This window comes from Comamonas granuli NBRC 101663 (assembly GCF_000739995.1).
GTDB classification, from domain to species: domain Bacteria; phylum Pseudomonadota; class Gammaproteobacteria; order Burkholderiales; family Burkholderiaceae_C; genus Simplicispira; species Simplicispira granuli.
This window is the reverse complement of sequence record NZ_BBJX01000009.1, coordinates 137,924-160,203: the sequence shown is the minus strand read 5'-3', so window position 1 is coordinate 160,203 and position 22,280 is coordinate 137,924. Positions and strand designations below refer to the sequence as shown.

Below are 22,280 nucleotides of genomic sequence, written 5' to 3'. Positions count from 1 at the left end.
CCGGCGCGCAGGGGCTGCTCCTCAGTACATCTGCAGGCTCACCCAGTAGGCCACTGCCGCGACGAAGGCGCTGGCCGGGATGGTGAGGATCCACGCCCAGACGATGTTGCCGGCCACGCCCCAGCGCACGGCGCTGGCGCGCTGCGTGGAGCCCACGCCGACGATGGCGCCGGTGATGGTGTGCGTGGTGGACACCGGAATCCCCAGCAGGGTGGCCATGAACAGCGTCAGGGCGCCGCCCGTCTCGGCGCAGAAGCCGCCCACGGGCTTGAGCTTGGTGATCTTCTGCCCCATGGTCTTGACGATGCGCCAGCCGCCGAACATGGTGCCCAGGCCGATGGCCGCATAGCACACGACGATGGTCCAGGTGGGCGGCGCGGAGTCCGCAGCCGAGGTGTAGCCCGTGGCGACGAGCAGTAGCCAGATGATGCCTATGGTCTTTTGCGCATCGTTGCCGCCATGGCCCAGGCTGTAGGCGCCGGCCGAGAGCAGTTGCAGGCGCCGGAACCAGCGGTCCACGCTGCTGGGGCGCGTGCGCCGGAACAGCCAGGCCACCGCCACCATCATCAGCGAGCCGAGCAGAAAGCCCAGCAGCGGCGAGACGAAGATGAAGGCCACGGTCTTGAGAATGCCCTTGGCCACGAGGGCGCCGGCCCCCGCCTTGGCGATCACGGCCCCCACGATGCCGCCGATGAGCGCATGCGAGGAGCTGCTGGGGATGCCGTAGTACCAGGTGATGACGTTCCAGGTGATGGCCCCCACCAGCGCGCCGAACACCACGTGCGTATCGACCACACCCGGGTCCACGATGCCCTTGCCGATGGTCGCCGCCACGCTCAGGTGGAAGATGAAGATGGCGACGAAATTGAAGAACGCGGCGAAGACCACGGCCTGGCCTGGGCGCAGCACGCCGGTGGAGACGACGGTGGCGATGGAGTTGGCCGCGTCGTGGAAGCCGTTCATGAAGTCGAACAGCACGGCCAGCGCGACCAGGAGGATGACGACCCAGAGGGCGGAAGGAACGGTTTCCATGGGGGGACCGCTTGCGCCAGGGGGTCAGGAGTTCTCGAGGACGATGCCCTCGATCAGATTGGCCACATCCTCGCACTTGTCGGTGATGGTCTCGAGCAGCTCGTAGATGGCCTTGAGCTTGATGAGCTCGCGCACGTCCACATCCTCGCGGAACAGCTTGCTCATGGCGCTGCGCAGCACGCGGTCGGCGTCGCCTTCGAGCTTGTCGATCTCCTCGCAGGTCTTGAGCGCGGCCTCGGCACTGGCCGGGTCGGCCAGCTTGTTGAGCAGCCGGACGGCGTCCTGCAGACGCTCGCAGCTCTTGACGCTCAGGTCCGTCAGGCGCGTGATCTCGTCCGTCATGTAGCGCACGTCGTACAGGCTCATGGTCTCGGCCGAGTCCTGGAACAGGTCGGCCACATCGTCCATGGTGTTGATCAGCGAATGGATCTGCTCACGGTCTATGGGCGTGATGAAGGTCTTGTGCACCGCCTTGTTGATGTCGTGCGTGACACGGTCGGCCGCGCGCTCGGCGTTGTCCACGTCCTGGGCGTATTTCTCGCGCAGGTGCAGATCGTTGTAATTGGCCACCAGCTGCGAGAAGGCACGCGCCGCTTCGACGATGCGCTCGGCGTGCTGGTTGAACATATCGAAAAAATTGCCTTCGCGCGGCAACAGCTTGCCAAACAGCATGAGGGCTCCAAGTCGGGGTAGTCGTGGGGAGTAGGGTCGGGGTATGCCGCAATTGCATCATTGTGTGAACACGGCGGCAGACCGCAGAGTTTAACCGGGCCGCCGCCCGCAGGCGCTCAGCCCCCGCGGAAAATGAAGTACACCGCCCCCACCATGCACAGGCCGGCCCACAAATAGTCCCATTTGAGCGGCTGCCCCAGGTAGAGCACGGCAAAAGGCACGAAGACCGACAGGGTGATGACCTCCTGCAGGATCTTGAGCTGCCCCACGTCGAATTGCGTGAAGCCGATGCGGTTGGCGGGCACCTGCAGCAGGTACTCGAACAGGGCAATGCCCCAGCTCGCCAGGGCGGCGATGTACCAGGGCGCGGTGGCCAGGTTCTTCAGGTGGCCATACCAGGCAATGGTCATGAACACATTGCTGGCCACCAGCAGCAGCACGGTTTGCAGACCGACGGGCAGGGATTGGAGGGTTTGCAGGACGTGCATGGCGATCAGGCAGCGGCAGGCAGAAACGACAAGGCACCGCCTTGCGGTGCCTTGCTGCGCAAGGGGCGAGAGCGTATCACTCGCCCAGGTAGGCGGCGCGCACCTTGGGGTCGCTCAGCAGGTCCTGGCCCGCGCCGGTCATGGTGATCAGGCCGGACTCCATGACGTAGCCGCGGTCGGCCAGGGCCAGCGCGCGGCTGGCGTTCTGCTCGACCAGCACGACGGTCACGCCGAGCTGGTACACGTCGCGCACCACCTCGAAGATCTTGTCCACCATGATGGGCGACAGGCCCATGGAGGGCTCGTCGAGCAGCAGCACCTTGGGCTGGCTCATGAGCGCGCGGCCCATGGCCAGCATTTGCTGCTCGCCGCCCGACATGGTGCCGGCGAGCTGGTCCTTGCGCTCGCGCAGGCGCGGGAAGATGGTGAACATCTTCTCGATGTCGGCGGCGATGCCCGCCTGGTCATTGCGCGTGTAGGCACCCATGAGCAGGTTTTCCGTGATGGTCATGCGCGCGAACACGCCGCGTCCTTCGGGCACCATGACCAGGCCTTCCTTGACCAGGTCCCAGGCGCCGCGGCCGCGGATGCTCTTGCCCAGGTATTCGATGTCGCCATCGTTCATGCCCAGGGTGCCGGTGATGGCCTTCATGGTGGTGGTCTTGCCCGCGCCGTTGGAGCCGATCAGCGAGACCAGTTCGCCCTCGCGCACCTCGAAGTCCACGCCCTTGACGGCCTGGATGCCGCCGTAGGCGACCTTCAGGCCCTTGACCTTCAGCAATACGTTGGTTTTTTCGGCCATGCTCAGTGTCCTCCGGTGCCCAGATAGGCCTCAATCACTTTTTCGTTCTTCTGCACTTCAGCAGGCGTGCCTTCGGCGATCTGCTTGCCGTAGTCCAGCACCGTCACGCGGTCGCACAGGCCCATCACCAGCTTCACATCGTGCTCGATGAGCAGGATGGTGCGGTTGTCGTTGCGGATGCGGTCGATCAGCTCGCGCAGTTGCACCTTCTCGGTGGCGTTCATGCCGGCGGCGGGCTCGTCCAGCGCGATGAGCTGCGGGTCCGTGGCCAGGGCGCGGGCGATCTCCAGGCGGCGCTGGTCGCCGTAGGACAGGGTGCGCGCCTTGTAGTCGGCGAACTTGCCGATGCCCACGTAGTCGAGCAGTTCCTGGGCGCGCTGGGCGATCGCGGCTTCCTCGGCCTTGAAGCCCTGGGTGCGGAAGATCGCGCCCATGAGGCCGGAATGCGTGCGGATATGGCGCCCCACCATCACGTTCTCCAGCGCCGTCATCTCGGCAAAGAGGCGGATGTTCTGGAAGGTGCGCGCAATGCCGGCCTTGGCCACCAGGTGCACGGCCGTGGGCTCGTAGGGCTGGCCGGCGAGCTCGAAGCTGCCGCTGTCGGGGGTGTACAGGCCCGTGATCACGTTGAAGAACGTGGTCTTGCCCGCGCCGTTGGGCCCGATCAGGCCGTAGACCTGACCGCGCTGGATGGTGATGCCCACGTCGGAGAGGGCCTGCAGGCCGCCAAAGCGCTTGGAAATGCCGGCGACCTTCAGCACCACATCGTTGGTTTTTTCTGCCATGTTCAAACTCTCGGTGGTGTTCTCAGGACTTTTGCGTCAGGCTCTTGCCGTGCTCGGGCGAGGGCCACAGGCCGCGCGGACGCAGCAGCATGACGATGATCATGGCCAGGGCGATGAGCAGCTGGCGCAGGATGGCGGCGTCCAGGCGCCCGTCGGTCATGGCCTGCAAGGGGCCGGCCACGTAGCGCAGCACCTCGGGCAGGGCCGACAGCAGCACGGCCCCCAGGATCACGCCCGGCAGGTGGCCGATACCGCCCAGCACCACCATGGCGACGATCATCACCGACTCCATCAGGCTGAACGACTCGGGCGAGACGAAGCCCTGGAAGGCACCGAACATGGCGCCCGACACACCGCCGAACGAAGCGCCCATGCCGAAGGCCAGCAGCTTCATGTTGCGCGTGTTGATGCCCATGGCCTTGGCGGCGATCTCGTCCTCGCGGATGGCCATCCAGGCGCGGCCGATACGCGAGTCCTGCAGGCGGTAGCAGATGATGATGGTGAAGATCACCAGCACCAGGAACAGGTAGTAGTACAGCGTGACGGAGTTGATGTCGTAGCCGAACAGCTCCAGCCGCCGCCCCAGGTCCAGGCCGAAGACGCGCACCGAGTCGATCTGGCCAATGCCCTTGGGGCCGTTGGTCAGGTTGACGGGGTGGTCCAGGTTGTTCATGAAGATGCGGATGATCTCGCCGAAGCCCAGCGTCACGATGGCCAGGTAGTCACCACGCAGCTTGAGCACCGGAATGCCCAGCAGCACGCCGGTGCAGGCCGCCAGCACCAGCGCCAGCGGAATCACCAGCCACAGCGAGATGTGCATCCCGTCGGGGAAGGTGGCGGCAAACCAGGCGAAGTTGTCCGTCAGGTGAGGCGAGGCCAGCAGGCCGAACATGTAGGCGCCCACGGCGTAGAAGGCGACATAGCCCAGGTCGAGCAGGCCGGCGTAGCCGACGACGATGTTCAGGCCCAGGGCGAGCATGACGTAGAGCAGCGCCAGGTCGGCGATGCGCACCCAGGCGTTGCCGAAATACTGCAGCACGAGGGGCAGCACGAGCAGGGCAATGCCGCCCAGGATCCACTGGATCTTTTGGTTCTTCATGGTGTGGTTCTCCTCAGGCGCGATCGGCCACTCGCTCACCCAGCAGACCCGAGGGGCGCAGCGTGAGGATGATGATGAGCACGATGAACGCAAAGATGTCGGTGTAGTGGCTGCCCAGCACGCCGCCGGTCAGCGAGCCGATGTAGCCCGAGCCGATGGCTTCGATCAGGCCCAGCAGGATGCCGCCGATCACGGCGCCGGCCAGGTTGCCGATGCCGCCGAACACGGCGGCGGTGAAGGCCTTGAGGCCGGGCAGGAAGCCCATGGTGTGCTGCGCCGTGCCGTAGTTGGAGGCGTACATCATGCCGGCGATGGCCGCGAGCACGGCGCCGATGATGAAGGTCGCCGAGATCACCATGTCCGGCTTGACGCCCATGAGGGCGGCCACACGCGGGTTCTCGGCCGTGGCGCGCATGGCGCGGCCCAGGCGGGTGTAGTTCACCAGGTACACCATGGCCGCCAGCGAGACCGCCGTGATGCCCAGGATGAGGATCTGCGTGGGCGTGATGAAGGCCCCGCCGATGGAGAACGGCGTGCTGGGCAGCAGCGTGGGATAGGGCTTGTAGTTGGGCTTCCAGATGATCATGGCCAGCGTCTGCAGCAGCAGCGACATGCCGATGGCGGTGATCAGCGGAGCCAGGCGCGGACTGTTGCGCAGGCGCTTGTAGGCCACTTTCTCAATCGTGTAGTTGAGCGCGGCCGCGACGATGCAGGCGATCAAGGCGGCCAGCAGCAGGATGAGCCAGCCGGGGGCATCGGGCATGGCTTCCTTCATCAGGCCAATGCAGGTCCAGCTCGTGAGCGCTCCGATCATGAGCACTTCGCCGTGGGCAAAGTTGATCAGTTGGATGATGCCGTACACCATGGTGTAGCCCAAGGCTATCAAGGCGTACATGCTGCCGAGTACCAGACCGTTGATGATCTGTTGCAGCAAGATGTCCATAAGAAATGTCCTTCGTTTTTGACGGGTTCGCGCTGGAGGCACCAGGAACGGTACAGCCTTTTGAGCCCGCCTGCCATGTAGCAAAAAACCCGCTGGGAATGCGGCCACGCGGGTTTGGGTGCGGAATTGTAGCTATTGGAACCTTGGCACCGCCACCCCGTCACGGAGGGGTTTTCCCTCGGGTTTACAACGCATCAGCCATGATCGCACCACATAAGATTATTTGATGCCCCGCTGAATACTGCACCCCTTCTTATCAATCTGGGGACGGGTCGGGCGCCGCGGATGCCGGCGCGGCAGGCGCCGGAGAGGGTTCCTGGGCGGCCGCGTTGCGTGCACGCAGGTCGGCCAGTTTTTGGGCGATCTTGATCTCCAGCCCGCGCTCGACCGGCTGGTAGAAGCCGGGCGGCGCCATGCCCTCGGGCAGGTAGCTTGCGCCAGCGGCAAAACCGCCCTCCTCGTCGTGCGCGTAGCGGTAGCCCTTGCCGTAGTCGAGCTGCTTCATGAGCTTGGTGGGCGCATTGCGCAGGTGCAGGGGCACGGGGCGCGTGGCGTCCTGCTTCACGAAAGCGCGTGCCGCGTTGTAGGCCTTGTAGCCCGCGTTGCTCTTGGGCGCCACGGCCAGGTAGATCACGGCCTGGGCCAGGGCCAGTTCGCCCTCGGGGGAGCCCAGGCGCTCGTAGGTCTGGGCGGCCTCATTGGCGATCTGCAGGGCGCGCGGATCCGCGAGGCCCACGTCCTCCCAGGCCATGCGCACGATGCGCCGCGCCAGGTAGCGCGGGTCGGCGCCGCCGTCGAGCATGCGCACCAGCCAGTAGAGCGCAGCGTCGGGGTCGGAGCCGCGCACCGACTTGTGCAGCGCGCTGATGGTGTCGTAGAACTGCTCGCCGCCCTTGTCGTAGCGGCGCATGCGCTCGCCCAGCACCTTGAGCAGCCAGGCGTCGGTGATTTGCGCCAGCCCCTCCTGCGCCGCCGCCATCTCCAGTGTCTCCAGCGTGTTGAGCAGGCGCCGCGCATCGCCATCGGCATAGGACACCAGGCGCTCCAATGCTTCATTTTCGATAGCTGGCAGCGCTTGCTGTGCCTGCGCCAGAGCCACAATTTGCTTCAAATCATCGGCCGACAAGGGCTGCAGCACATACACCGCGGCGCGCGACAGCAGGGCCGAGTTGACCTCGAACGAGGGGTTCTCGGTGGTCGCGCCGATGAAGGTGAACAGGCCGCTCTCCACATGCGGCAGGAAGGCGTCCTGCTGGCTCTTGTTGAAGCGGTGCACCTCGTCCACGAAGACGATGGTGCGCTGCTGCATCAGGCCCTCGCGCGCGCTCTGCGCGCGCTCCACGGCGTCGCGGATGTCCTTCACGCCGCCGAGCACGGCGCTGATGCTGATGAACTGCGCGTCGAAGGCATCGGCCATGAGGCGCGCGATGGTGGTCTTGCCCACGCCCGGCGGCCCCCAGAGGATGCAGCTGTGCGGCCGGCCCGACTCGAACGCCAGCCGCAGCGGCATGCCCGGCCCCAGCACATGCTGCTGGCCGATGACTTCGGAAAGCTGGCGCGGGCGCAGGCGCTCGGCCAGGGGCTGGTGGGGGGGGACGGACGGTTTCACGGTAGCCACGATGGTAGCGGGCAAATACGCCCCCAAGCCGCCCGCCATGGGTCAGAATGGCCGCCCAGGAGGTTCCCATGGCAGTCCGCATCGTTCAACTCGGCAGCCCGCGCGCCCCCGGCGAAGGCACGCGCATCGGCACCGTGCGCCGCCCGCCGCGCGGCGTGCCCAAGGAGCAGTTCGCGGCGCAGAACTGGTACGACGTCTGGTACCCCAACCTCGCGCCCAGCCCCGAAACCGTGAAACAGGCCCAGGCCGCAGCCACACCCCAGGAATGGGCCGCCTTCGTGCGCAAATACCGCGCCGAGATGGCCACGCCCGAGAACCGCCATACCCTGGCGCTGCTGGCCCGCCTGTCGCAGGACGCAAACTTCTCGGTGGGCTGCTACTGCGAGGACGAGGCGCACTGCCACCGCTCGGTGCTGCGCGAGCTGCTGGCCGAAGCCGGTGCACGCATCACACCGTGATGCCGGGCGAGCCGCTCGACGCCCTGCTCGCGCGCGTGCGCGCCTGCCAGCTCTGCGCGGCGCACCTGCCGCTGGGGCCGCGCCCGGTGCTGCAGGCCCATGCGGATGCGCGCATCCTCATCGCCGGCCAGGCGCCGGGCCGCAAGGTGCATGCCTCGGGCGTGCCCTTCGACGACGCCAGCGGCGAGCGCCTGCGCGCCTGGCTGGGCATCGGGCGCGACACCTTCTACGACCCGCGCCAGGTGGCCATCCTGCCCATGGGCTTTTGCTACCCCGGCAAAGGCCCATCGGGCGACCTGCCGCCGCGCCCCGAATGCGCCCCGGCCTGGCGCCAGAGCCTGCTGGACCACCTGCCGCACCTGCACCTGACTGTGGTGCTGGGCCAGCATGCGCTGGCCTGGCACCTGCCGCAGCACCGCGGCCCACTCACCGAGGCCGTGCGCCAGTGGCGCCGCCATGGCCCCCGCCTGCTCGTGCTGCCGCACCCGAGCCCGCGCAACAACGGCTGGCTGCGCCAGAACGCCTGGTTCGAGGCCGAGCTGCTGCCCGAGCTGCGTGCGCGCGTGGCACAGGCACTGGCCTGAGCAGGGCGCCTGCAGGTTTTGCGCGGCGCGACTATGCTGTGCCTCTTCGCCACCAGAATGCACCGCCATGTCCCTTGCCGCCAACGCCGTCGTCGCGCTGATCGCCCTGCTCCACGTCTATATCCTGGTGCTGGAGATGTTCCTCTGGGACAAGCCCGCCGGGCGGCGCGCCTTTGGCCTGACGCAGGAAATGGCCACGGCCACCAAGACGCTGGCGGCCAACCAGGGGCTGTACAACGGCTTCCTGGCCGCCGGCCTGTTCTGGGGGCTGTGGCTGGGCGGCGCCGGGCAGGCGGTGCAGGTGTTCTTCCTGCTGTGCGTGCTCGTGGCCGGCGTGTTCGGCGCCGCCACGGCCAGCCGCAAGATTTTGTTCATCCAGGCGCTGCCGGCCGCCATCGGCCTGACGCTGGTGCTGCTGGCCTGAAGGCTGCGGCTTATTGCTTGAGCATGTCGGCCCCGGCCGGGGGCTTGAACTGGAAGGTGCTTGCGGGCAGTTGCGGGTTGGCCTGCAGGTTGGCGAAGCGGATGGAGGAGCGCTGGCCGAAGCCGTCGAGGATCTCCAGCACTGCGAGCTGCCCGTCGCGGAAACCCACGCGCACGTTCTGCAGCGCCCCGTCCTTGGCCTTCGGGACGGCCTGCACCCACTCCAGGCCGTCCTGCGCAGGCGCGGATTCGAGCGTGAAGTCGCTGCGCAGCGCCTGCAGGTCGGGCGCCGAGGCCAGCAGCGCCGCCGGCGTGCTGCCCAGGGCCTGGGCCTGCGGGCGCTGGGTGACCTGGTTCAGGTCCACGTCGTACAGCCACAGGCTCGTGCCGTCGGCGACGATGGTCTGCTCAAAGGGCTTCTTGTAGACGAAACGGAAGCGCCCGGGCCGCTGGAACTCGAAGCTGCCGCTGGACGTCTTCTGGCGCGCCTCCTGCCCGTCCTTGGCGGGCGTGGTCACCACCTGGGTGAAATCGGCACGCGCCGACTGGGTGCCCTTCATGAAGGATTCCAGGCTTTTCAGGCCGTCAGCGCTTGCCCACTGAGCGCCAGTAGCTATCAAAACAGCAGCAAAAATACGTTTCATCGGAGCTCCGGAAAGACGGCCTACTCGCCGCCGCGCATGGGCACCAGGACTTCGCGCTGCCCGCTGGCGGTGAGCGCGCTGACCAGGCCGGCCTTCTCCATGTCCTCCAGCAGCCGGGCCGAGCGGTTGTAGCCGATGCGCAGCTTGCGCTGCACGTAGGAGATGCTGGCCTTGCGGTCCTTGAGCACCACTTCGACGGCCTGGTCGTACATGGGGTCCTTCTCGCCGCCCTCGCCGCCGCCGCCTTCGAACCCGGCGTCGCCCTCGCCGTCCAGGCTGCCGCCCTCCAGCACACCTTCGATATAGTCCGGCTCGCCTTGTTCCTTGAGGTAGCTGACGACGCGGTGCACCTCGTCGTCGGAGACGAAGGCGCCGTGCACGCGGATGGGCAGGCCCGTGCCGCTGGCCATGTAGAGCATGTCGCCCATGCCCAGCAGGGCCTCGGCGCCCATCTGGTCGAGGATGGTGCGGCTGTCGATCTTGCTGCTCACCTGGAAGGCGATGCGCGTGGGAATGTTAGCCTTGATCAGGCCCGTGATCACGTCCACGCTGGGACGCTGCGTGGCCAGGATGAGGTGGATGCCCGCCGCGCGCGCCTTCTGTGCCAGGCGGGCGATGAGCTCCTCGATCTTCTTGCCCACGACCATCATCAGGTCGGCCAGCTCGTCGATCACCACCACGATGTGCGGCAGGCGCTGCAACGGCTCGGGCTGCTCGGGCGTGAGGCTGAAGGGGTTGGGGATGTGCTCCTCGCGCTGCCCCGCCTCGTCGATCTTGGTGTTGTAGCCCGCGAGGTTGCGCACGCCCAGCTTGCTCATGAGCTTGTAGCGCCGCTCCATCTCGGCCACGCACCAGTTCAGGCCGTGGGCGGCCTGCTTCATGTCGGTGACCACGGGCGCGAGCAGGTGCGGAATGCCCTCGTAGACCGACATTTCCAGCATCTTGGGGTCGATCATCAGGAGGCGCACGTCGCGCGCCTCGGCCTTGTAGAGCAGCGAGAGGATCATGGCGTTGATCCCCACCGACTTGCCCGAGCCCGTGGTGCCGGCCACCAGGCAGTGCGGCATCTTGGCCAGGTCGGCGACCACGGGGTTGCCCACGATGTCCTTGCCCAGGCCCACCGTGAGCATGCTCTTGGCGTTGTGGTAGACCTGCGAGCCCAGGATCTCGGACAGGCGGATGGTCTGGCGCCGGGCGTTGGGCAGCTCCAGCGCCATGGTGGTCTTGCCCGGAATGGTCTCGACCACGCGGATGGACACCAGGCTCAGCGAGCGCGCCAGGTCCTTGGCGAGGTTGACGATCTGCGAGCCCTTGACGCCCGTGGCGGGCTCGATCTCGTAGCGCGTGATGACCGGACCGGGCTGGGCAGCCATCACGGTCACCTCCACGCCGAAGTCGCGGAGCTTCTTCTCGATCAGGCGGCTGGTCATCTCCAGCGTCTCGGGCGCCACGGCCTCCTTGTGCTGCGGCGCGCCGTCGAGCAGATCCACCTGCGGCAGGCGGCTGTCGGGCATCTCGGCAAACAGGGGTTTCTGGCGCTCCTTGGCCACGCGCACGCTCTGCGGCACCTCGGCCAGCACGGGTTCGATGATCTGCACGGGCTGCGGGTGGTGCTCCTCGATCTCGTGGCGCTCCTCGCGCACCACTTCCTGGCGCTCGCGTGCGGCGCGCCGGCCTTCGGCCGCGTCGCGCGCCGCCTCGCGCCGTGCGCGGCCCGACTGCACCAGCGCCTCGATGCGCGCGCCCAGCTGTTCGGCCAGCAGGCCCCAGGAGAAGCGGAACACCAGCGCCACCGACGCCACCACGAGCACGATGCCCACCAACCCCGAGCCCGTGAAACCCAGCCAGCGCACGCTCAACGGCCCCAGCAGGTAGCCCAGCAGGCCGCCCGCATGCCCGGGCAGGGCCGGCTCGAAGCGGTACAGGCGCGACCACTCCAGCGCCGTGCTGGCGCACAGCAGCACCGCCAGCCCGCCCCAGAACCAGGCCCGCACCCAGAGCGCATGGCGCGGGCGCGCCCCATCGGGCAGCGGCTCGCCCGCCCGCATCCAGCGCGCCAGGCCGCTGAGCCAGGCGAACACCGCGGCCGCCACGCACCACCAGACGGAAAAACCGAGCGCGAAATAGCTCGCATCGGCCAGCCAGGCGCCCAGGCGCCCGGCCCAGTTGCGCACTGCGCCGCCCGCCACGCCCGTGGTGGACCAGGCCGGGTCCAGCGGCGAATAGCTCACCAGCGCCAGCAGCCAGAGCACCAGCGCCAGCAGGCCCAGCGCCAGGACGGCATCCTGCCCCAGGCGGGGGCCGGTGCGCGCGGTGTGTTTCTCGGACGAGGCGTTCAGGGTATTGAGCGAATAGGTCATAGGCGTGCGGCCGCAAGCTTACCGCAAGCCCCGCGCCCCATCAGCCCAGGGTCTGCAGGTGCGTGCGCAGCAGCGTCGCGCCCTCGGGCAGCAGTTCGATGAAGCCGCGGTTTTCCAGGTCCTTCATCACGCGGCTGACCATTTCGCGCGAGGCGCCTATGGACTTGGCCAGATCCTGGCGCGAGATCTTGCCGGCAATGAGCATGCGCCCCTGGGCGTCGGTCTCGGCCCGCTCCAGCAGGGCATGGGCCACGCGCCCATAGACGTCGAGCAGCGCCAGCGATTCGATCTTGCGGTCGGCCTGGCGCAGCCGCTTGACCAGGCCGCGCATCAGCACCAGGCCCATGGAGGCGTTCTCCAGCAGGCAGCGCGTGAACTCCGCGCGCCCGAGCACCAGCACATCGGTGTGCACCTCGGCGCGCACGGTGGCCGAATGCGGCTCGTTGTCGATGATGCTCATCTCGCCCAGGTAGTCGCCCGGCCCCAGCGTGGCCAGGATGACCTCGCGCCCGCGGCTGTCGGCCGCCGTGACGCGCGCGCGCCCGGTCAGCAGCAGGAACAGCGCATCGGACTTGCACCCCTGCTCCACCAGCACCTCGCCGCGCTTGTAGCGCCGCTTGATCACGGCCGCGCCGATCACCTGGGCCTGCACCTCCGTCAGGCGCGCAAACAGCGGCACGCGGCGCAGCAGATCGAAATTGGACAACATCGCCATTCATGGTTCTCCTTGCCTGCGCTGCCGTTCTTCGCTTTGTTCAATAGCCGCCATAAAGCGGGTATTGCTGGCGCGCGTGGCACATGGTTGATACTTATGCCCTCACTCTTCATGCGCCATCGGCGCACAAAACCCGAGCTTTTACCATGTCCGACGCCCTGCACGCCAAAGTCCTGATCCTCGGCTCCGGCCCTGCCGGCTACACCGCCGCCATCTATGCCGCCCGCGCCAACCTCCAGCCCGTGCTGATCACCGGCATGGCCCAGGGCGGCCAGCTCACCACCACCACCGAGGTGGACAACTGGCCCGCCGACGTGCACGGCGTGCAGGGCCCGGCGCTGATGGAGCGCTTCCTGCAGCACGCCGAGCGCTTCCAGACGCAGATCGTCTTCGACCAGATCAACGAGGTCGATCTCTCCCGGCGCCCCTTCACCCTCACCGGCGACAGCGGGCGCTACACCTGCGACGCGCTGATCATCGCCACGGGCGCGTCGGCCAAATACCTGGGCCTGCCCTCGGAGGAAGCCTTCATGGGCCGCGGCGTCTCGGCCTGCGCCACCTGCGACGGCTTCTTCTACCGCGACCAGGACGTGTGCGTGGTCGGCGGCGGCAACACCGCCGTGGAAGAGGCGCTGTACCTCGCCAACATCGCGCGCAAGGTCACGCTGGTGCACCGGCGCGACAAGTTCCGCGCCGAACCCATCCTCGTGGACAAGCTCATGGCCAAGGTGGCCGAGGGCAAGATCGTGCTCAAGACCTTCTTCGCGCTCGACGAGGTGCTGGGGGACGCCAGCGGGGTGACGGGCATCCGCATCCGGCACACGCAGGACGGCCACACCGAGGACATCGCCCTGCAGGGCTGCTTCATCGCCATCGGCCACGCCCCGAACACCGCGATCTTCCAGGGCCAGCTGGCGCTGGAGAACGGCTACATCGTCACCCAGGGCGGGCTGCAGGGCTTTGCCACGCAGACCTCGGTGCCCGGCGTGTTCGCCGCGGGCGACGTGCAGGACCATGTCTACCGCCAGGCCATCACCAGCGCGGGCACGGGCTGCATGGCCGCGCTCGACGCCCAGCGCTACCTCGAACAGCAGGGCTGAGCGCGCCGCGCAGCGGCCGCCGGAGGCCTGCCCATACGCACATACAATGGCGGCCTCGGAGAGCTGGCAGAGTGGTCGATTGCACCGGTCTTGAAAACCGGCAGCCCGCAAGGGCTCCAGGGTTCGAATCCCTGGCTCTCCGCCAACAGCGTCCGCCTGCGGCTGGCCCGCCCTCGGGCGGGCACCCGCCCAAAGCTCCTCATTCGATAGCTGCCAGCGCTTACCCAGTAAGCGCTGGAGGCAGATTTGACTTGAAATACCCACCCCGCCCGCCCACAGGGCCGGCCGCCGTCACAGCGTGAGGATGGTGGAGCCCGTGGTCTTGCGTGCCTCCAGGTCGCGGTGCGCCTGCTGCACGTCGCGCAGGGCATAGCGCTGGGCGATGTGGATCTTCACCTGCCCGCTCTGCACCACGGCGAACAAATCGTCGGCCATGGCCTGGGTGGACGCGCGCGTGGCCATGTGCGTGAACAGCGTCTGGCGCGTGACGTAGAGCGAGCCCTTGGCGCCCAGCATGCCCGGCGCAAAAGGCGGCACCGGGCCCGAGGCGTTGCCGAAGCTCGCCATCAGGCCGAAGGGACGCAGGCAGTCCAGGGATTTGTCCCAGGTGTCCTTGCCCACGGAGTCGTACACCACCTTCACGCCCTGGCCGCCGGTGATCTCCTTGACGCGCGCGGCAAAGTCCTCGGTGTTGTAGTTGATGGCATGGGCGGCGCCATTCTCCAGGGCCAGACGGCATTTGGCGTCGCTGCCGGCCGTGGCGATGAGCTGCAGGCCCAGGGCCTTGGCCCACTGGCAGGCGATCAGCCCCACGCCGCCGGCCGCCGCGTGGAACAGCACGTAGTCGCCGCTCTGCAGGCCCTGCACGGGCAGCGTCTTCTTGAGCAGGTACTGCGCCGTCAGGCCCTTGAGCATCATGGCCGCGCCGGTCTCGAAGCTGATGGCGTCGGGCAGCTTGCACACGCACCGGGCGGGCATGACGCGCACCTCGCAGTAGCTGCCCGGCGGCTGGCTGGCGTAGGCCGCGCGGTCGCCCGGCTGCAGGTGCGTAACGCCCGCGCCCACGGCCTCGACCACGCCCGCGCCCTCCATGCCTATGCCTGCGGGCATGGCCAGGGGGTACAGGCCGGTGCGGTGGTAGACGTCGATGAAATTCAGGCCGATGGCGTGGTGGCGGATACGGATCTCGCCGGGGCCGGGCTCGCCCACGGCGAGGTCGACGAGCTGGAGTTCTTCGGGACCGCCGTGCTGGCGGATCTGGACGGCAAGGCTCATGGCGGCATTTCTCCTGCGGCAAACAACACCCAGCATGGTGCCATGGTTCCCGCCGCGCTGCACTGCGGCGCGCAGCACAGGCCGTTACAGTAAGGGCATGAATCAACCATTGACGCCAGGCACGGCACTGCTGCTGGCGGCCGCGCCCCTGCTCTGGGCGGGCAATGCCGTGGTCGGGCGGCTGGTGCACGAGCTGATCTCGCCCAGCCTGCTCAATTTCCTGCGCTGGGTACTGGCCTTTGCCATCCTGCTGCCCCTGGGCCATGGGGTGCTGCGCCCCGGCCACGCGCTGTGGCGCCACTGGCGGCGCTATGCGCTGCTGGGCCTGCTGGGCATCGGCAGCTACAACGCGCTGCAATACCTGGCGCTGCAGACCTCCACCCCCATCAACGTGACGCTGGTGGGTTCGAGCATTCCGGTATGGATGCTGGCCGTGGGCGCCCTGTGCTTCGGCACGCCGGTCACGCGCCAGCAGTTCACCGGGGCCCTGCTGTCCATGGCCGGGGTATTGATCGTGCTCAGCCGCGGCGAGTGGGCACAGTTGCTGGCCCTGCGGCTGGTGCCCGGGGACATGTTCATGCTGCTGGCCACGCTGGCCTGGGCGTTTTACAGCTGGCTGCTGGCGCGTACCAGCGAGCCGGCGGGCGTGCGCACCGACTGGGCCGCCTTTCTGATGGCGCAGCTGGTGTTCGGCCTGGGCTGGTCGGGGGCCTTTGCGGGGCTGGAGGGCGCGCTGGGCCACACGCACATCGACTGGGGCTGGCCCCTGGCGGCGGCGCTGGTCTTCATCGCCGTCGGGCCGGCCGTGCTGGCCTACCGCTGCTGGGGCGTGGGCGTGCAGCGCGCGGGGCCGGCGGTGGCGGGGTTTTTCTCCAACCTCACGCCGCTGTTTGCCGCCCTGCTGTCGGCGGCCTTTTTGGGGGAGCCGCCGCGCGTGTTCCACGCCGTGGCCTTCGCCCTCATCGTGGGCGGCATCGTGGTGTCGTCACGCCGCTGAGGCGCTCACGCCCTGCAGCAGGGCCTGCAGCGCCTGCACGGGCGCGGGCCGGCCCAGCAGGTAGCCCTGGTACAGGTCGCAGCCGTGCTCGGCGAGTATGTCCTTCTGCGCCTGGGTTTCCACGCCCTCGGCGATGACCTCCAGGTCCAGGTTGCGGCCCATGCCGATGATGGTCTGCACGATGACGTCGTCCGACGGGCGCATGCCCAGGTTGCGCACGAAGGACTGGTCGATCTTGATCTGGTGCAGCGGCAGGCGCGTGAGGTAGGACAGCGAGGAGTAGCCCGTGCCGAAGTCGTCCACGGCGAAGCGCACGCCCTTGGTGCGCAGCTGGTGCATCTTCTCGATGGTGTCCTCGACGTTGTCGAGCACCAGCGATTCGGTGAGCTCCAGCGTCAGCAGGTGGGCGCGCGCGCCGGTGGTCTGCAGGGTCTCGACGACCTGGTGCACGAAGTCGCTCTGGCGGAACTGGCGCGCGCTCACGTTGACCGAGAGTTGCAGGTGCGCGCACTGCGGCTGGTGCTGCCAGGCGGCCAGTTGCGCGCAGGCCGTCTGCAGCACCCAGCGGCCGATGGCGAGGATGAGTTCGCTGTTCTCGGCCACGGGAATGAACTGCCCCGGCGGCACCATGCCGCGCTGGGGATGGGGCCAGCGCAGCAGGCATTCGGCGCCCACGATGCTGCCGTCAGGCCGGCATTGCGGCTGGTAGTGCAGTTGCAATTGCCCGCGCGCCAGGGCGTGGCGCAGGTCGGACTCCAGTTGCGCACGCTCGTTGATGGCCGTCTGCATGGCCGGATCAAAAAAGCACAGCCCATTGCCGCGCTGCGCCTTGACCTGGTACATGGCGATGTCGGCGCGGCGCAGCAGCTCGATGGCCGTTTCCGCATGGGCGCCAAACAGCGTGGCGCCCACGCTGGCCGCGCCCTCGTACACGTAGTCGCCGAGCTGGAAGGGTTCGCCCAGGCAGCGCAAGACCTTGTCGCCGATGCGCTGCGCCTGGGCGCCGGCCTCCTGGCTATCGGCCGAGAGATCGCTGAGCATGACGACGAACTCGTCCCCGCCGAGCCGCGCCACGGTATCGGCCACGCGCACATTGCCCAGCAGGCGCTGGGCCACCTGCTGGAGCAGCGCATCGCCGACCTCGTGGCCCTTGGTGTCGTTGAGCGCCTTGAAGTGATCCAGGTCGAGGAACAGCAGGGCCCCGATGCGGCCCGAGCGCTGGGCGAGCACGATGGCCTGGCTCAGGCGGTCGAGCAGCAGGCGCCGGTTGGGCAGCCCGGTGAGCGGATCATAGAAGGCGAGGCTCTCGATTTCCTCGCGCGCCCGGCGCAGGTCGGTGACGTCGTGGTAGGTGATGACCATGCCCCCTTCGGGCGTGCGCCGCTCCAGCACCTGGATGCACCGCCCGTCGGGCAGCAGCAGGTCATGCGTGCCCGCGGCCTGCTGCTGCAGGGCCAGGCGCTCCTCCACCCACTGCTGCCGCTCGACGGCGCTGCCCCCCGGCAGCACATGCGCGGACGCCGCCTCCAGCAGGCTGCGGAACGGCAGCTGCGGCGCCAGCATGGCGCGCACCCAGGGGAACAGCTCGCCGTAGCGGCGGTTCCAGTGCACCAGCCGGTTCTGGCGGTCGAGCAGCATGAAGCCGCCCACCATGGCCTCCAGCGCCTGGTCCAGCAGGGCCTTGGAGGCAGCCGTGTCCTGGCGTGCCGCACTGATCTGGCGGAACACCGCCACCGTCACCGCGGCGGCCAGCAGCACCATGGCGCAGAACAAGAGCGTTACCACCACCACGGCATCGCGCTCGGCGCGCCAGCGCTGCAGGGCCTGGGCCTCGTGCAGGCTGACGGACACGCGCAGCCCCGGGTAGACCAACTGGCGCGAGAGCACCAGCGCAGGCACGCCGCTCAGGCGCGCTGGCGTGCCCCAGACGGGCTCGGGCACTGCCGTGGCGGCGGCGCCCGCATTCGCCGGCGCCAGCGGTGGCAGGTCGGGCACGGCCAGCAGGCGCTGGCCGTCATTCTTCTCGAACAGGATCTCCAGGCCCGACAGGTCGTGCCCCTGCGCCCCATGCGACATCTTGGCCAGCGGCACCTCGGCCACCACCCAGCGCGGGCCGTCGCGCCCCTGCATGGGCCGGGCAAAGTACAACACCTGCTGGGCCGTGGCAAAGCTGCGCGAGGCGGCGCTGATGTGCAGGCGCTGCACGGACGCCGCCGCCGCCGCGGCCAGAAAACCCGGGGGCAACGCAAAGTCCTGCTGCACCCCTCCCGGGCCGGAGGCCGCATGCACCCGGCCCTGCACGTCGAGCACTGCCAGGCGGCCGACCAGCAGGTTGTCGCGCGAGACCAGCGAGAGCATGCGGCTGTCGCTCTGCGCATCGGCCACCGGCTGCAGGCGCAGCAAGTCCTGCACGCCCGAGAGCAGCAGGTCGATGGAGAGCAGGTTGCGGTTGAGCGAGGCCTCCACGTCCGAGAGGATGTGCTCGGCCAGCTGCTCGCTGCTGCGCAGGGCGGTGGCGCGCATGTTCCAGAGCAGCCCCGTGGCTGCGGCCGCCAGCACGGCGACGAACGCCGCCGCCAGCAGCCAGACGTAGAGCGGAATGCGGGCGGGGTTCAGACGCCTCATCGCGCAGGAATCCCCCGCGCGGGGCCTATGGTCTGGTTCCAGACGGCGGCGCAGCTCTGGCCGCAGCGCTGCAGCCAGCGCGGCAGCACGGTGGCGGCAAAGATCTCCTGGCGGCGGCGCTCGTCGCCTGGCGCCACCGGCACCAGCGCCATGCGGCCCAGGCGCCCCTTGGTGCAGGCGGCCTGGCCGGTATTGCAGGCAATGCCCTGGGCCGTATCGCGCTCGGACTCGTTCCAGATGGCGGCCTCCAGCTTGGGCAGCTCGCGCAGCAGCAGGCTGCGCAAGTCGGCGGGCAAAGACTCCCAGGTGTTCTGGTTGACGGCAAACAGGGCCACGCCCCAGTTGAGCGGCAGGGCGTGCAGGTAGCGCGTCACCTCGTGCAGGCCCAGGCCGTTGCCCGAGAGTGTGCCCGTGACCGCGCAATCCACGCTGCCCGACTCCAGATGCGCCACGATCTGGGCAAAGGGCGTATGCACCGGCTTGGCGCCCAGGGCCTCGAGAAAATCGGCCTGCCCGGCAGAGGAAACGCGCACGCGCCGCCCGGCCAGGTCGGCCAGCGCGGCAAACGGCTTTTTGCAGAACACGACCTGCGCCGGGTAGACGTACAGGGCCAGCAATTGCACGCCATGCTGCTCGCGCAGGCTGTGCTCCAGGTAGGGCCGGAAGACGGCCACGCTGGCGCGCGCGCTGGCCATGTCGGGGTTGAGCCCGGCGAGGTCGGGCGCGGAATACTGCGGATGGCTGGCCGTGAGACTGCTCATGAGCACGGTGCCGAACGGCACCACGCCCAGTTGCAACAGGCGCAGCATGTCGTCGCCCGAAATGCCCGCGCGGTCGAAGGGCACGATGTCGGCCTTGAAGCGCCCGCCGCTCATGCGCGGCAGCTCGCGCGTCCAGAAAGGCTCTTCCCACTGGGTGAACTGGCTCACCCCGGCCAGGCCGCCCACCACGCGGAACTGGTACTCGGGGGGGGCGGCGCGCACCGGCGCGCTGCACAGGGCCAGGCACAGGGCGCCGCCCACCAGCCCACGCAGGGCGGCGGGCCAGCGGCCGGGCAACGGAATCAGCGAACGAAGCGGTATGGGCATGCTTTCCTGGGGTCGTCCGGCTTGTGGAGGGATCAGTGCACGCCCGGGTAAGCGCCCCCGTCGGCCAGCCAGTTCTGGCCGGTAATATAGCCTGCATGCACGCTGCACAGGAAGGCGCAAATGGCGCCGAACTCCTGCGGCGTGCCAAAGCGGCCGGCCGGAATCTGCGCCATGTGCGCGGCGCGCACCTCGGGCAGCGTGCGCGCGCTGCGCTCGGCCTGGGCCGTGAGCGTGGCGGCCAGGCGGTCGGTGTCGAACTTGCCGGGCAGCAGGTTGTTGATCGTCACTCCGCGCGCGGCCAGGCGGCTGCGCGCCGCCCCGGCGACGAACCCCGTCAACCCGCTGCGCGCGCCATTGGACAGGCCCAGGATGTCGATGGGCGCCTTCACCGCGCTGGAGGTGATGTTCACGATGCGCCCGAAGCCGCGCTCGGCCATGCCGTCCACGGTGGCGCGCATCAGCTCGATGGGCGTGAGCATGTTGGCGTCCAGCGCCTGCAGCCAGGCCTCGCGCCCCCAGTCGCGGAAATCGCCGGGCGGCGGCCCGCCCGCGTTGGTGACCACGATGTCAAAGGCCCGCCCCGGCCCGCCCGGCACGCCGAACACCGCCGCGCGGCCCTCGGGGGTGGTGATGTCGGCAGGCGCGCACAGCACCTGCGGTTTTGCATGTTTTTGGCCTGTAGCGCCCGCAGATTCATCGCCAGCAGCTAGCAATTCAGTAGCAGTCTGCTGCAAAACCCCCGGCTCGCGCGCGTTGATGACGAGGTTCACGCCCTCGCGCACCAGCGCCTGGGCGCAGCCGCGCCCCAGGCCTTTGCTCGCGCCGCACACCAGCGCCCATTTGCCGGCGATTCCCAAATCCATAACAATCTCCTGTCGTTCTTGTCCGGCCGCAGAGCCCAGGCGCTGTGCGCACGGGGGAAGCGGTGGCACATCATATAAAAATGGAGGTTTCGATGAGAGGACCCTTGTGGCATGCCCTGGCCCGGGCACTGGTGGTATGGGGGCTGTGCGGCGCTGCAGCGCTGGCGCAGGCCCAGGAGGCCACCGTCAAGCGCGCCACGGCGCTGCGCGCAGCGCCGGGCGACCAGTCCGCCAGCCTGGGCGAGCTGGCGCCCGCCAGCGCGGTGGCGCGCACCGGCGAGCGCCAGGGCTCCTGGGTCAAGGTGCGCACCGCACAGGGCACGGCCGGCTGGGTGCACATGTTCGACCTGGGCGCACAGCCCGCCGCCGCCGCGGGCAACAGCACGGCAGGCGGCCTGCGCAGCCTGGGCGGCCTGTTCGGCGGCGGCAGCACGACCACGGCGACCTCCACGGTGGGCATCCGCGGCCTGAGCGCCGAGGACATCGCCAACGCCCAGCCCAACCCCGCTGCCGTGCAGGAGGCCGAGAAGATGCGCCTGTCTGCCGACCAGGCGCGCCAGTTCGCCGGCAGCGCCGCCCTGCACGCGCGCAGCATCGAGCCCCTGCCCGAGCCGCCCCGCCCGGCCAGCACGACCCCCGCCGCCACCCCCGATGCCACCTACGCCAACTGAGGAGCCCGCCATGCCTGCACGACTTCCTGCCGCGCGCGCCCTCCGGGCCGGCGCCCTGTGCCTGGCCCTGGGCCTGGCACCCGCTCTGGGCCAGGCCCAGGGCGGTGTGATGAACCTGCTCAACTCCCTGGGCGGCAGCTCCGGCGGCGGCCTGCTGGGCGCCGTCACCGGCCAGAGCGCCCAGCCCCAGGGGGACGACCTCATCAGCCTGCTGTCGCGTTCGGTGGAGAACATCGACGAGGCGCGCGAGATCGAGATCGGCCGCCAACTGGCCGCCGTGCTGCTGGGCAGCAAGCCGCTGCACCCCGACATGCGCCTGCAGCGCTACGTGAACCAGCTCGGCCGCTGGATCAGCCTGCAGTCCGCACGCCCCGGCCTGCCCTGGACCTTCATCGTCCTCGACGACAAGGGTTACAACGCCTTTGCCGCGCCCGGCGGCTATGTGTTCGTGACCAAGGGCCTGATCGACACCTGCGCCGACGAGGCCGAGCTCGCCGGCATCCTGGCGCACGAGATCACGCATGTGACGGCCAAGCACCATCTCCATGCCATGCGCAAGACGGCGCAGTCGGGCGTGCTCACGCAGCTCGTGGCCTCGCAGATCCGCACCAATGCCGTGGGCAATCTGGTGGCCTCGCAGGTCCTGGCGCTGGGTCGCAACCTGTATGCGCGCGGCCTGGACCAGGCGGACGAATACCAGTCCGACCGCGAAGGCGTGGTGCTGGCCGCGCGCGCGGGCTTCGACCCCTACGGCCTGGTGGCCGTGCTGCAGGGCCTGCGCACCGCCACGCCGGACAACCCGCTGTTCACCCTGGCGCTGGCCACGCACCCGCCCGCCCAGTCGCGCCTGGACCAGCTCGAACAGGCCATGGGCCGCCGCCTCGACGGCCTGCCGCCCGGGCCGGAGAAAACCCTGGCGCAACGCCTGGGGGGCCAGGCACCGGCCGCACAGGCGGCACCCGCTGCGGCGCCCGTGCCCGCCGCAGCGCGCAAGGCCAAGAAGTAGGCCACGGCGGCGGCGCGGGTGCGCGGCCTGCG

At 68.8% G+C, this 22,280-nt stretch carries 22 protein-coding genes and 1 tRNA gene; 8 read left to right on the top strand and 15 right to left on the bottom strand.

Annotated features, from left to right (window positions below; all coding sequences use genetic code 11):
- Positions 1–21: 21 nt before the first annotated feature.
- The 8 genes from CGR01S_RS11210 to CGR01S_RS11175 all read right to left on the bottom strand — a co-directional run bounded on the left by CGR01S_RS11210 (position 22) and on the right by CGR01S_RS11175 (position 7,478).
- On the bottom strand, positions 22–1,032 hold the full coding sequence (locus CGR01S_RS11210; protein WP_042426773.1) for an inorganic phosphate transporter: 1,011 nt from the start codon (positions 1,030–1,032) through the stop codon (positions 22–24).
- A 24-nt stretch (positions 1,033–1,056) separates the two neighbouring features.
- Positions 1,057–1,704, bottom strand: a complete 648-nt coding sequence (locus tag CGR01S_RS11205; protein ID WP_042426770.1) for a DUF47 domain-containing protein — start codon at positions 1,702–1,704, stop codon at positions 1,057–1,059.
- Positions 1,705–1,820: 116 nt separating this feature from the next.
- A complete protein-coding gene (locus CGR01S_RS11200) occupies positions 1,821–2,192 on the bottom strand; it encodes a DMT family protein (protein WP_042426768.1) in 372 nt (123 codons plus the stop codon).
- A 76-nt stretch (positions 2,193–2,268) separates the two neighbouring features.
- Positions 2,269–2,994 (bottom strand): ABC transporter ATP-binding protein, encoded by a 726-nt coding sequence (locus CGR01S_RS11195; RefSeq protein WP_042426765.1) that lies wholly within the window; start codon positions 2,992–2,994, stop codon positions 2,269–2,271.
- A 2-nt stretch (positions 2,995–2,996) separates the two neighbouring features.
- Positions 2,997–3,779 carry an ABC transporter ATP-binding protein gene (locus CGR01S_RS11190; protein WP_042426762.1) on the bottom strand — a complete coding sequence of 261 codons (783 nt, stop codon included), beginning with the start codon at positions 3,777–3,779 and terminating at the stop codon, positions 2,997–2,999.
- A 22-nt stretch (positions 3,780–3,801) separates the two neighbouring features.
- Positions 3,802–4,878: an ABC transporter permease subunit gene (locus CGR01S_RS11185; RefSeq protein ID WP_042426888.1), complete on the bottom strand. Its 1,077-nt coding sequence runs from the start codon at positions 4,876–4,878 to the stop codon at positions 3,802–3,804.
- Positions 4,879–4,891: 13 nt separating this feature from the next.
- Entirely contained in the window at positions 4,892–5,821 is a 930-nt protein-coding gene (locus tag CGR01S_RS11180) for a branched-chain amino acid ABC transporter permease (RefSeq protein ID WP_042426760.1), read from the bottom strand.
- Between the two features lie 256 nt (positions 5,822–6,077).
- The gene (locus CGR01S_RS11175; protein ID WP_042426757.1) at positions 6,078–7,478 is read right to left on the bottom strand and encodes a replication-associated recombination protein A; all 1,401 of its coding nucleotides are present in this window, start codon (positions 7,476–7,478) and stop codon (positions 6,078–6,080) included.
- 29 nt (positions 7,479–7,507) lie between these two features.
- On the opposite strand from CGR01S_RS11175, the gene CGR01S_RS11170 reads away from it, so the two are divergent.
- From CGR01S_RS11170 to CGR01S_RS11160, 3 genes are all read left to right on the top strand, one after another.
- Positions 7,508–7,897, top strand: a complete 390-nt coding sequence (locus CGR01S_RS11170) for a DUF488 domain-containing protein (protein ID WP_042426885.1) — start codon at positions 7,508–7,510, stop codon at positions 7,895–7,897.
- Positions 7,897–8,481: a uracil-DNA glycosylase family protein gene (locus tag CGR01S_RS11165; RefSeq protein ID WP_042426754.1), complete on the top strand. Its 585-nt coding sequence runs from the start codon at positions 7,897–7,899 to the stop codon at positions 8,479–8,481. Before CGR01S_RS11170 ends, CGR01S_RS11165 begins: the two co-directional genes overlap by 1 nt.
- A 67-nt stretch (positions 8,482–8,548) precedes the next feature.
- Positions 8,549–8,905, top strand: a complete 357-nt coding sequence (locus tag CGR01S_RS11160; RefSeq protein ID WP_042426751.1) for a DUF1304 domain-containing protein — start codon at positions 8,549–8,551, stop codon at positions 8,903–8,905.
- A gap of 10 nt (positions 8,906–8,915) precedes the next feature.
- On the opposite strand, the gene lolA is transcribed toward CGR01S_RS11160, so the two are convergent.
- Genes lolA through CGR01S_RS11145 form a run of 3 tightly spaced genes read right to left on the bottom strand, consistent with a single transcriptional unit; the run spans position 8,916 to position 12,623 of the window.
- Positions 8,916–9,548 carry an outer membrane lipoprotein periplasmic chaperone LolA gene (gene lolA / locus CGR01S_RS11155; protein WP_042426745.1) on the bottom strand — a complete coding sequence of 211 codons (633 nt, stop codon included), beginning with the start codon at positions 9,546–9,548 and terminating at the stop codon, positions 8,916–8,918.
- A gap of 20 nt (positions 9,549–9,568) precedes the next feature.
- A complete protein-coding gene (locus tag CGR01S_RS11150) occupies positions 9,569–11,908 on the bottom strand; it encodes a DNA translocase FtsK (protein ID WP_042426741.1) in 2,340 nt (779 codons plus the stop codon).
- A 40-nt stretch (positions 11,909–11,948) separates the two neighbouring features.
- Positions 11,949–12,623: a Crp/Fnr family transcriptional regulator gene (locus CGR01S_RS11145; protein WP_042426738.1), complete on the bottom strand. Its 675-nt coding sequence runs from the start codon at positions 12,621–12,623 to the stop codon at positions 11,949–11,951.
- 146 nt (positions 12,624–12,769) lie between these two features.
- On the opposite strand from CGR01S_RS11145, the gene trxB reads away from it, so the two are divergent.
- Positions 12,770–13,723, top strand: coding sequence for a thioredoxin-disulfide reductase (gene trxB / locus CGR01S_RS11140; RefSeq protein ID WP_042426735.1), 954 nt, complete (start codon positions 12,770–12,772; stop codon positions 13,721–13,723).
- Positions 13,724–13,780: 57 nt separating this feature from the next.
- A tRNA-Ser gene (locus CGR01S_RS11135) sits at positions 13,781–13,868 on the top strand.
- A 146-nt stretch (positions 13,869–14,014) separates the two neighbouring features.
- Here the strand turns inward: CGR01S_RS11135 and CGR01S_RS11130 are convergent.
- A complete protein-coding gene (locus CGR01S_RS11130; RefSeq protein ID WP_042426732.1) occupies positions 14,015–14,998 on the bottom strand; it encodes a quinone oxidoreductase family protein in 984 nt (327 codons plus the stop codon).
- A gap of 97 nt (positions 14,999–15,095) precedes the next feature.
- Between CGR01S_RS11130 and CGR01S_RS11125 the strand changes: the two genes are divergently transcribed.
- Positions 15,096–15,995 (top strand): DMT family transporter, encoded by a 900-nt coding sequence (locus CGR01S_RS11125; RefSeq protein ID WP_042426728.1) that lies wholly within the window; start codon positions 15,096–15,098, stop codon positions 15,993–15,995.
- Here the strand turns inward: CGR01S_RS11125 and CGR01S_RS11120 are convergent.
- From CGR01S_RS11120 to CGR01S_RS11110, 3 genes are read right to left on the bottom strand one after another with little or no spacing between them, the layout of a single operon-like run.
- Entirely contained in the window at positions 15,984–18,620 is a 2,637-nt protein-coding gene (locus tag CGR01S_RS11120) for a bifunctional diguanylate cyclase/phosphodiesterase (protein ID WP_042426725.1), read from the bottom strand. The genes CGR01S_RS11125 and CGR01S_RS11120 overlap by 12 nt on opposite strands.
- Positions 18,617–19,708 carry a TRAP transporter substrate-binding protein gene (locus tag CGR01S_RS11115; protein ID WP_084690647.1) on the bottom strand — a complete coding sequence of 364 codons (1,092 nt, stop codon included), beginning with the start codon at positions 19,706–19,708 and terminating at the stop codon, positions 18,617–18,619. The genes CGR01S_RS11120 and CGR01S_RS11115 overlap by 4 nt, the downstream gene beginning before the upstream one ends.
- A 32-nt stretch (positions 19,709–19,740) precedes the next feature.
- Positions 19,741–20,571, bottom strand: a complete 831-nt coding sequence (locus tag CGR01S_RS11110; protein WP_042426721.1) for an SDR family oxidoreductase — start codon at positions 20,569–20,571, stop codon at positions 19,741–19,743.
- 92 nt (positions 20,572–20,663) lie between these two features.
- Here CGR01S_RS11110 and CGR01S_RS11105 point away from each other — a divergent pair, with 92 nt between their 5' ends.
- Positions 20,664–21,242, top strand: a complete 579-nt coding sequence (locus CGR01S_RS11105) for an SH3 domain-containing protein (RefSeq protein ID WP_156967554.1) — start codon at positions 20,664–20,666, stop codon at positions 21,240–21,242.
- A 10-nt stretch (positions 21,243–21,252) separates the two neighbouring features.
- Entirely contained in the window at positions 21,253–22,248 is a 996-nt protein-coding gene (locus CGR01S_RS11100; RefSeq protein WP_042426715.1) for a M48 family metalloprotease, read from the top strand.
- The last annotated feature ends 32 nt before the right edge of the window (positions 22,249–22,280 follow it).

Coding starts and splice junctions, on each gene's coding strand:
- CGR01S_RS11210 (WP_042426773.1), bottom strand. CDS start 1,032: ATGGAAACCGTTCCTTCCGCCCTCTGGGTCGTCATCCTCCTGGTCGCG.
- CGR01S_RS11205 (WP_042426770.1), bottom strand. CDS start 1,704: ATGCTGTTTGGCAAGCTGTTGCCGCGCGAAGGCAATTTTTTCGATATG.
- CGR01S_RS11200 (WP_042426768.1), bottom strand. CDS start 2,192: ATGCACGTCCTGCAAACCCTCCAATCCCTGCCCGTCGGTCTGCAAACC.
- CGR01S_RS11195 (WP_042426765.1), bottom strand. CDS start 2,994: ATGGCCGAAAAAACCAACGTATTGCTGAAGGTCAAGGGCCTGAAGGTC.
- CGR01S_RS11190 (WP_042426762.1), bottom strand. CDS start 3,779: ATGGCAGAAAAAACCAACGATGTGGTGCTGAAGGTCGCCGGCATTTCC.
- CGR01S_RS11185 (WP_042426888.1), bottom strand. CDS start 4,878: ATGAAGAACCAAAAGATCCAGTGGATCCTGGGCGGCATTGCCCTGCTC.
- CGR01S_RS11180 (WP_042426760.1), bottom strand. CDS start 5,821: ATGGACATCTTGCTGCAACAGATCATCAACGGTCTGGTACTCGGCAGC.
- CGR01S_RS11175 (WP_042426757.1), bottom strand. CDS start 7,478: ATGGCGGGCGGCTTGGGGGCGTATTTGCCCGCTACCATCGTGGCTACC.
- CGR01S_RS11170 (WP_042426885.1), top strand. CDS start 7,508: ATGGCAGTCCGCATCGTTCAACTCGGCAGCCCGCGCGCCCCCGGCGAA.
- CGR01S_RS11165 (WP_042426754.1), top strand. CDS start 7,897: ATGCCGGGCGAGCCGCTCGACGCCCTGCTCGCGCGCGTGCGCGCCTGC.
- CGR01S_RS11160 (WP_042426751.1), top strand. CDS start 8,549: ATGTCCCTTGCCGCCAACGCCGTCGTCGCGCTGATCGCCCTGCTCCAC.
- lolA (WP_042426745.1), bottom strand. CDS start 9,548: ATGAAACGTATTTTTGCTGCTGTTTTGATAGCTACTGGCGCTCAGTGG.
- CGR01S_RS11150 (WP_042426741.1), bottom strand. CDS start 11,908: ATGACCTATTCGCTCAATACCCTGAACGCCTCGTCCGAGAAACACACC.
- CGR01S_RS11145 (WP_042426738.1), bottom strand. CDS start 12,623: ATGGCGATGTTGTCCAATTTCGATCTGCTGCGCCGCGTGCCGCTGTTT.
- trxB (WP_042426735.1), top strand. CDS start 12,770: ATGTCCGACGCCCTGCACGCCAAAGTCCTGATCCTCGGCTCCGGCCCT.
- CGR01S_RS11130 (WP_042426732.1), bottom strand. CDS start 14,998: ATGAGCCTTGCCGTCCAGATCCGCCAGCACGGCGGTCCCGAAGAACTC.
- CGR01S_RS11125 (WP_042426728.1), top strand. CDS start 15,096: ATGAATCAACCATTGACGCCAGGCACGGCACTGCTGCTGGCGGCCGCG.
- CGR01S_RS11120 (WP_042426725.1), bottom strand. CDS start 18,620: ATGAGGCGTCTGAACCCCGCCCGCATTCCGCTCTACGTCTGGCTGCTG.
- CGR01S_RS11115 (WP_084690647.1), bottom strand. CDS start 19,708: ATGCCCATACCGCTTCGTTCGCTGATTCCGTTGCCCGGCCGCTGGCCC.
- CGR01S_RS11110 (WP_042426721.1), bottom strand. CDS start 20,571: ATGGATTTGGGAATCGCCGGCAAATGGGCGCTGGTGTGCGGCGCGAGC.
- CGR01S_RS11105 (WP_156967554.1), top strand. CDS start 20,664: ATGAGAGGACCCTTGTGGCATGCCCTGGCCCGGGCACTGGTGGTATGG.
- CGR01S_RS11100 (WP_042426715.1), top strand. CDS start 21,253: ATGCCTGCACGACTTCCTGCCGCGCGCGCCCTCCGGGCCGGCGCCCTG.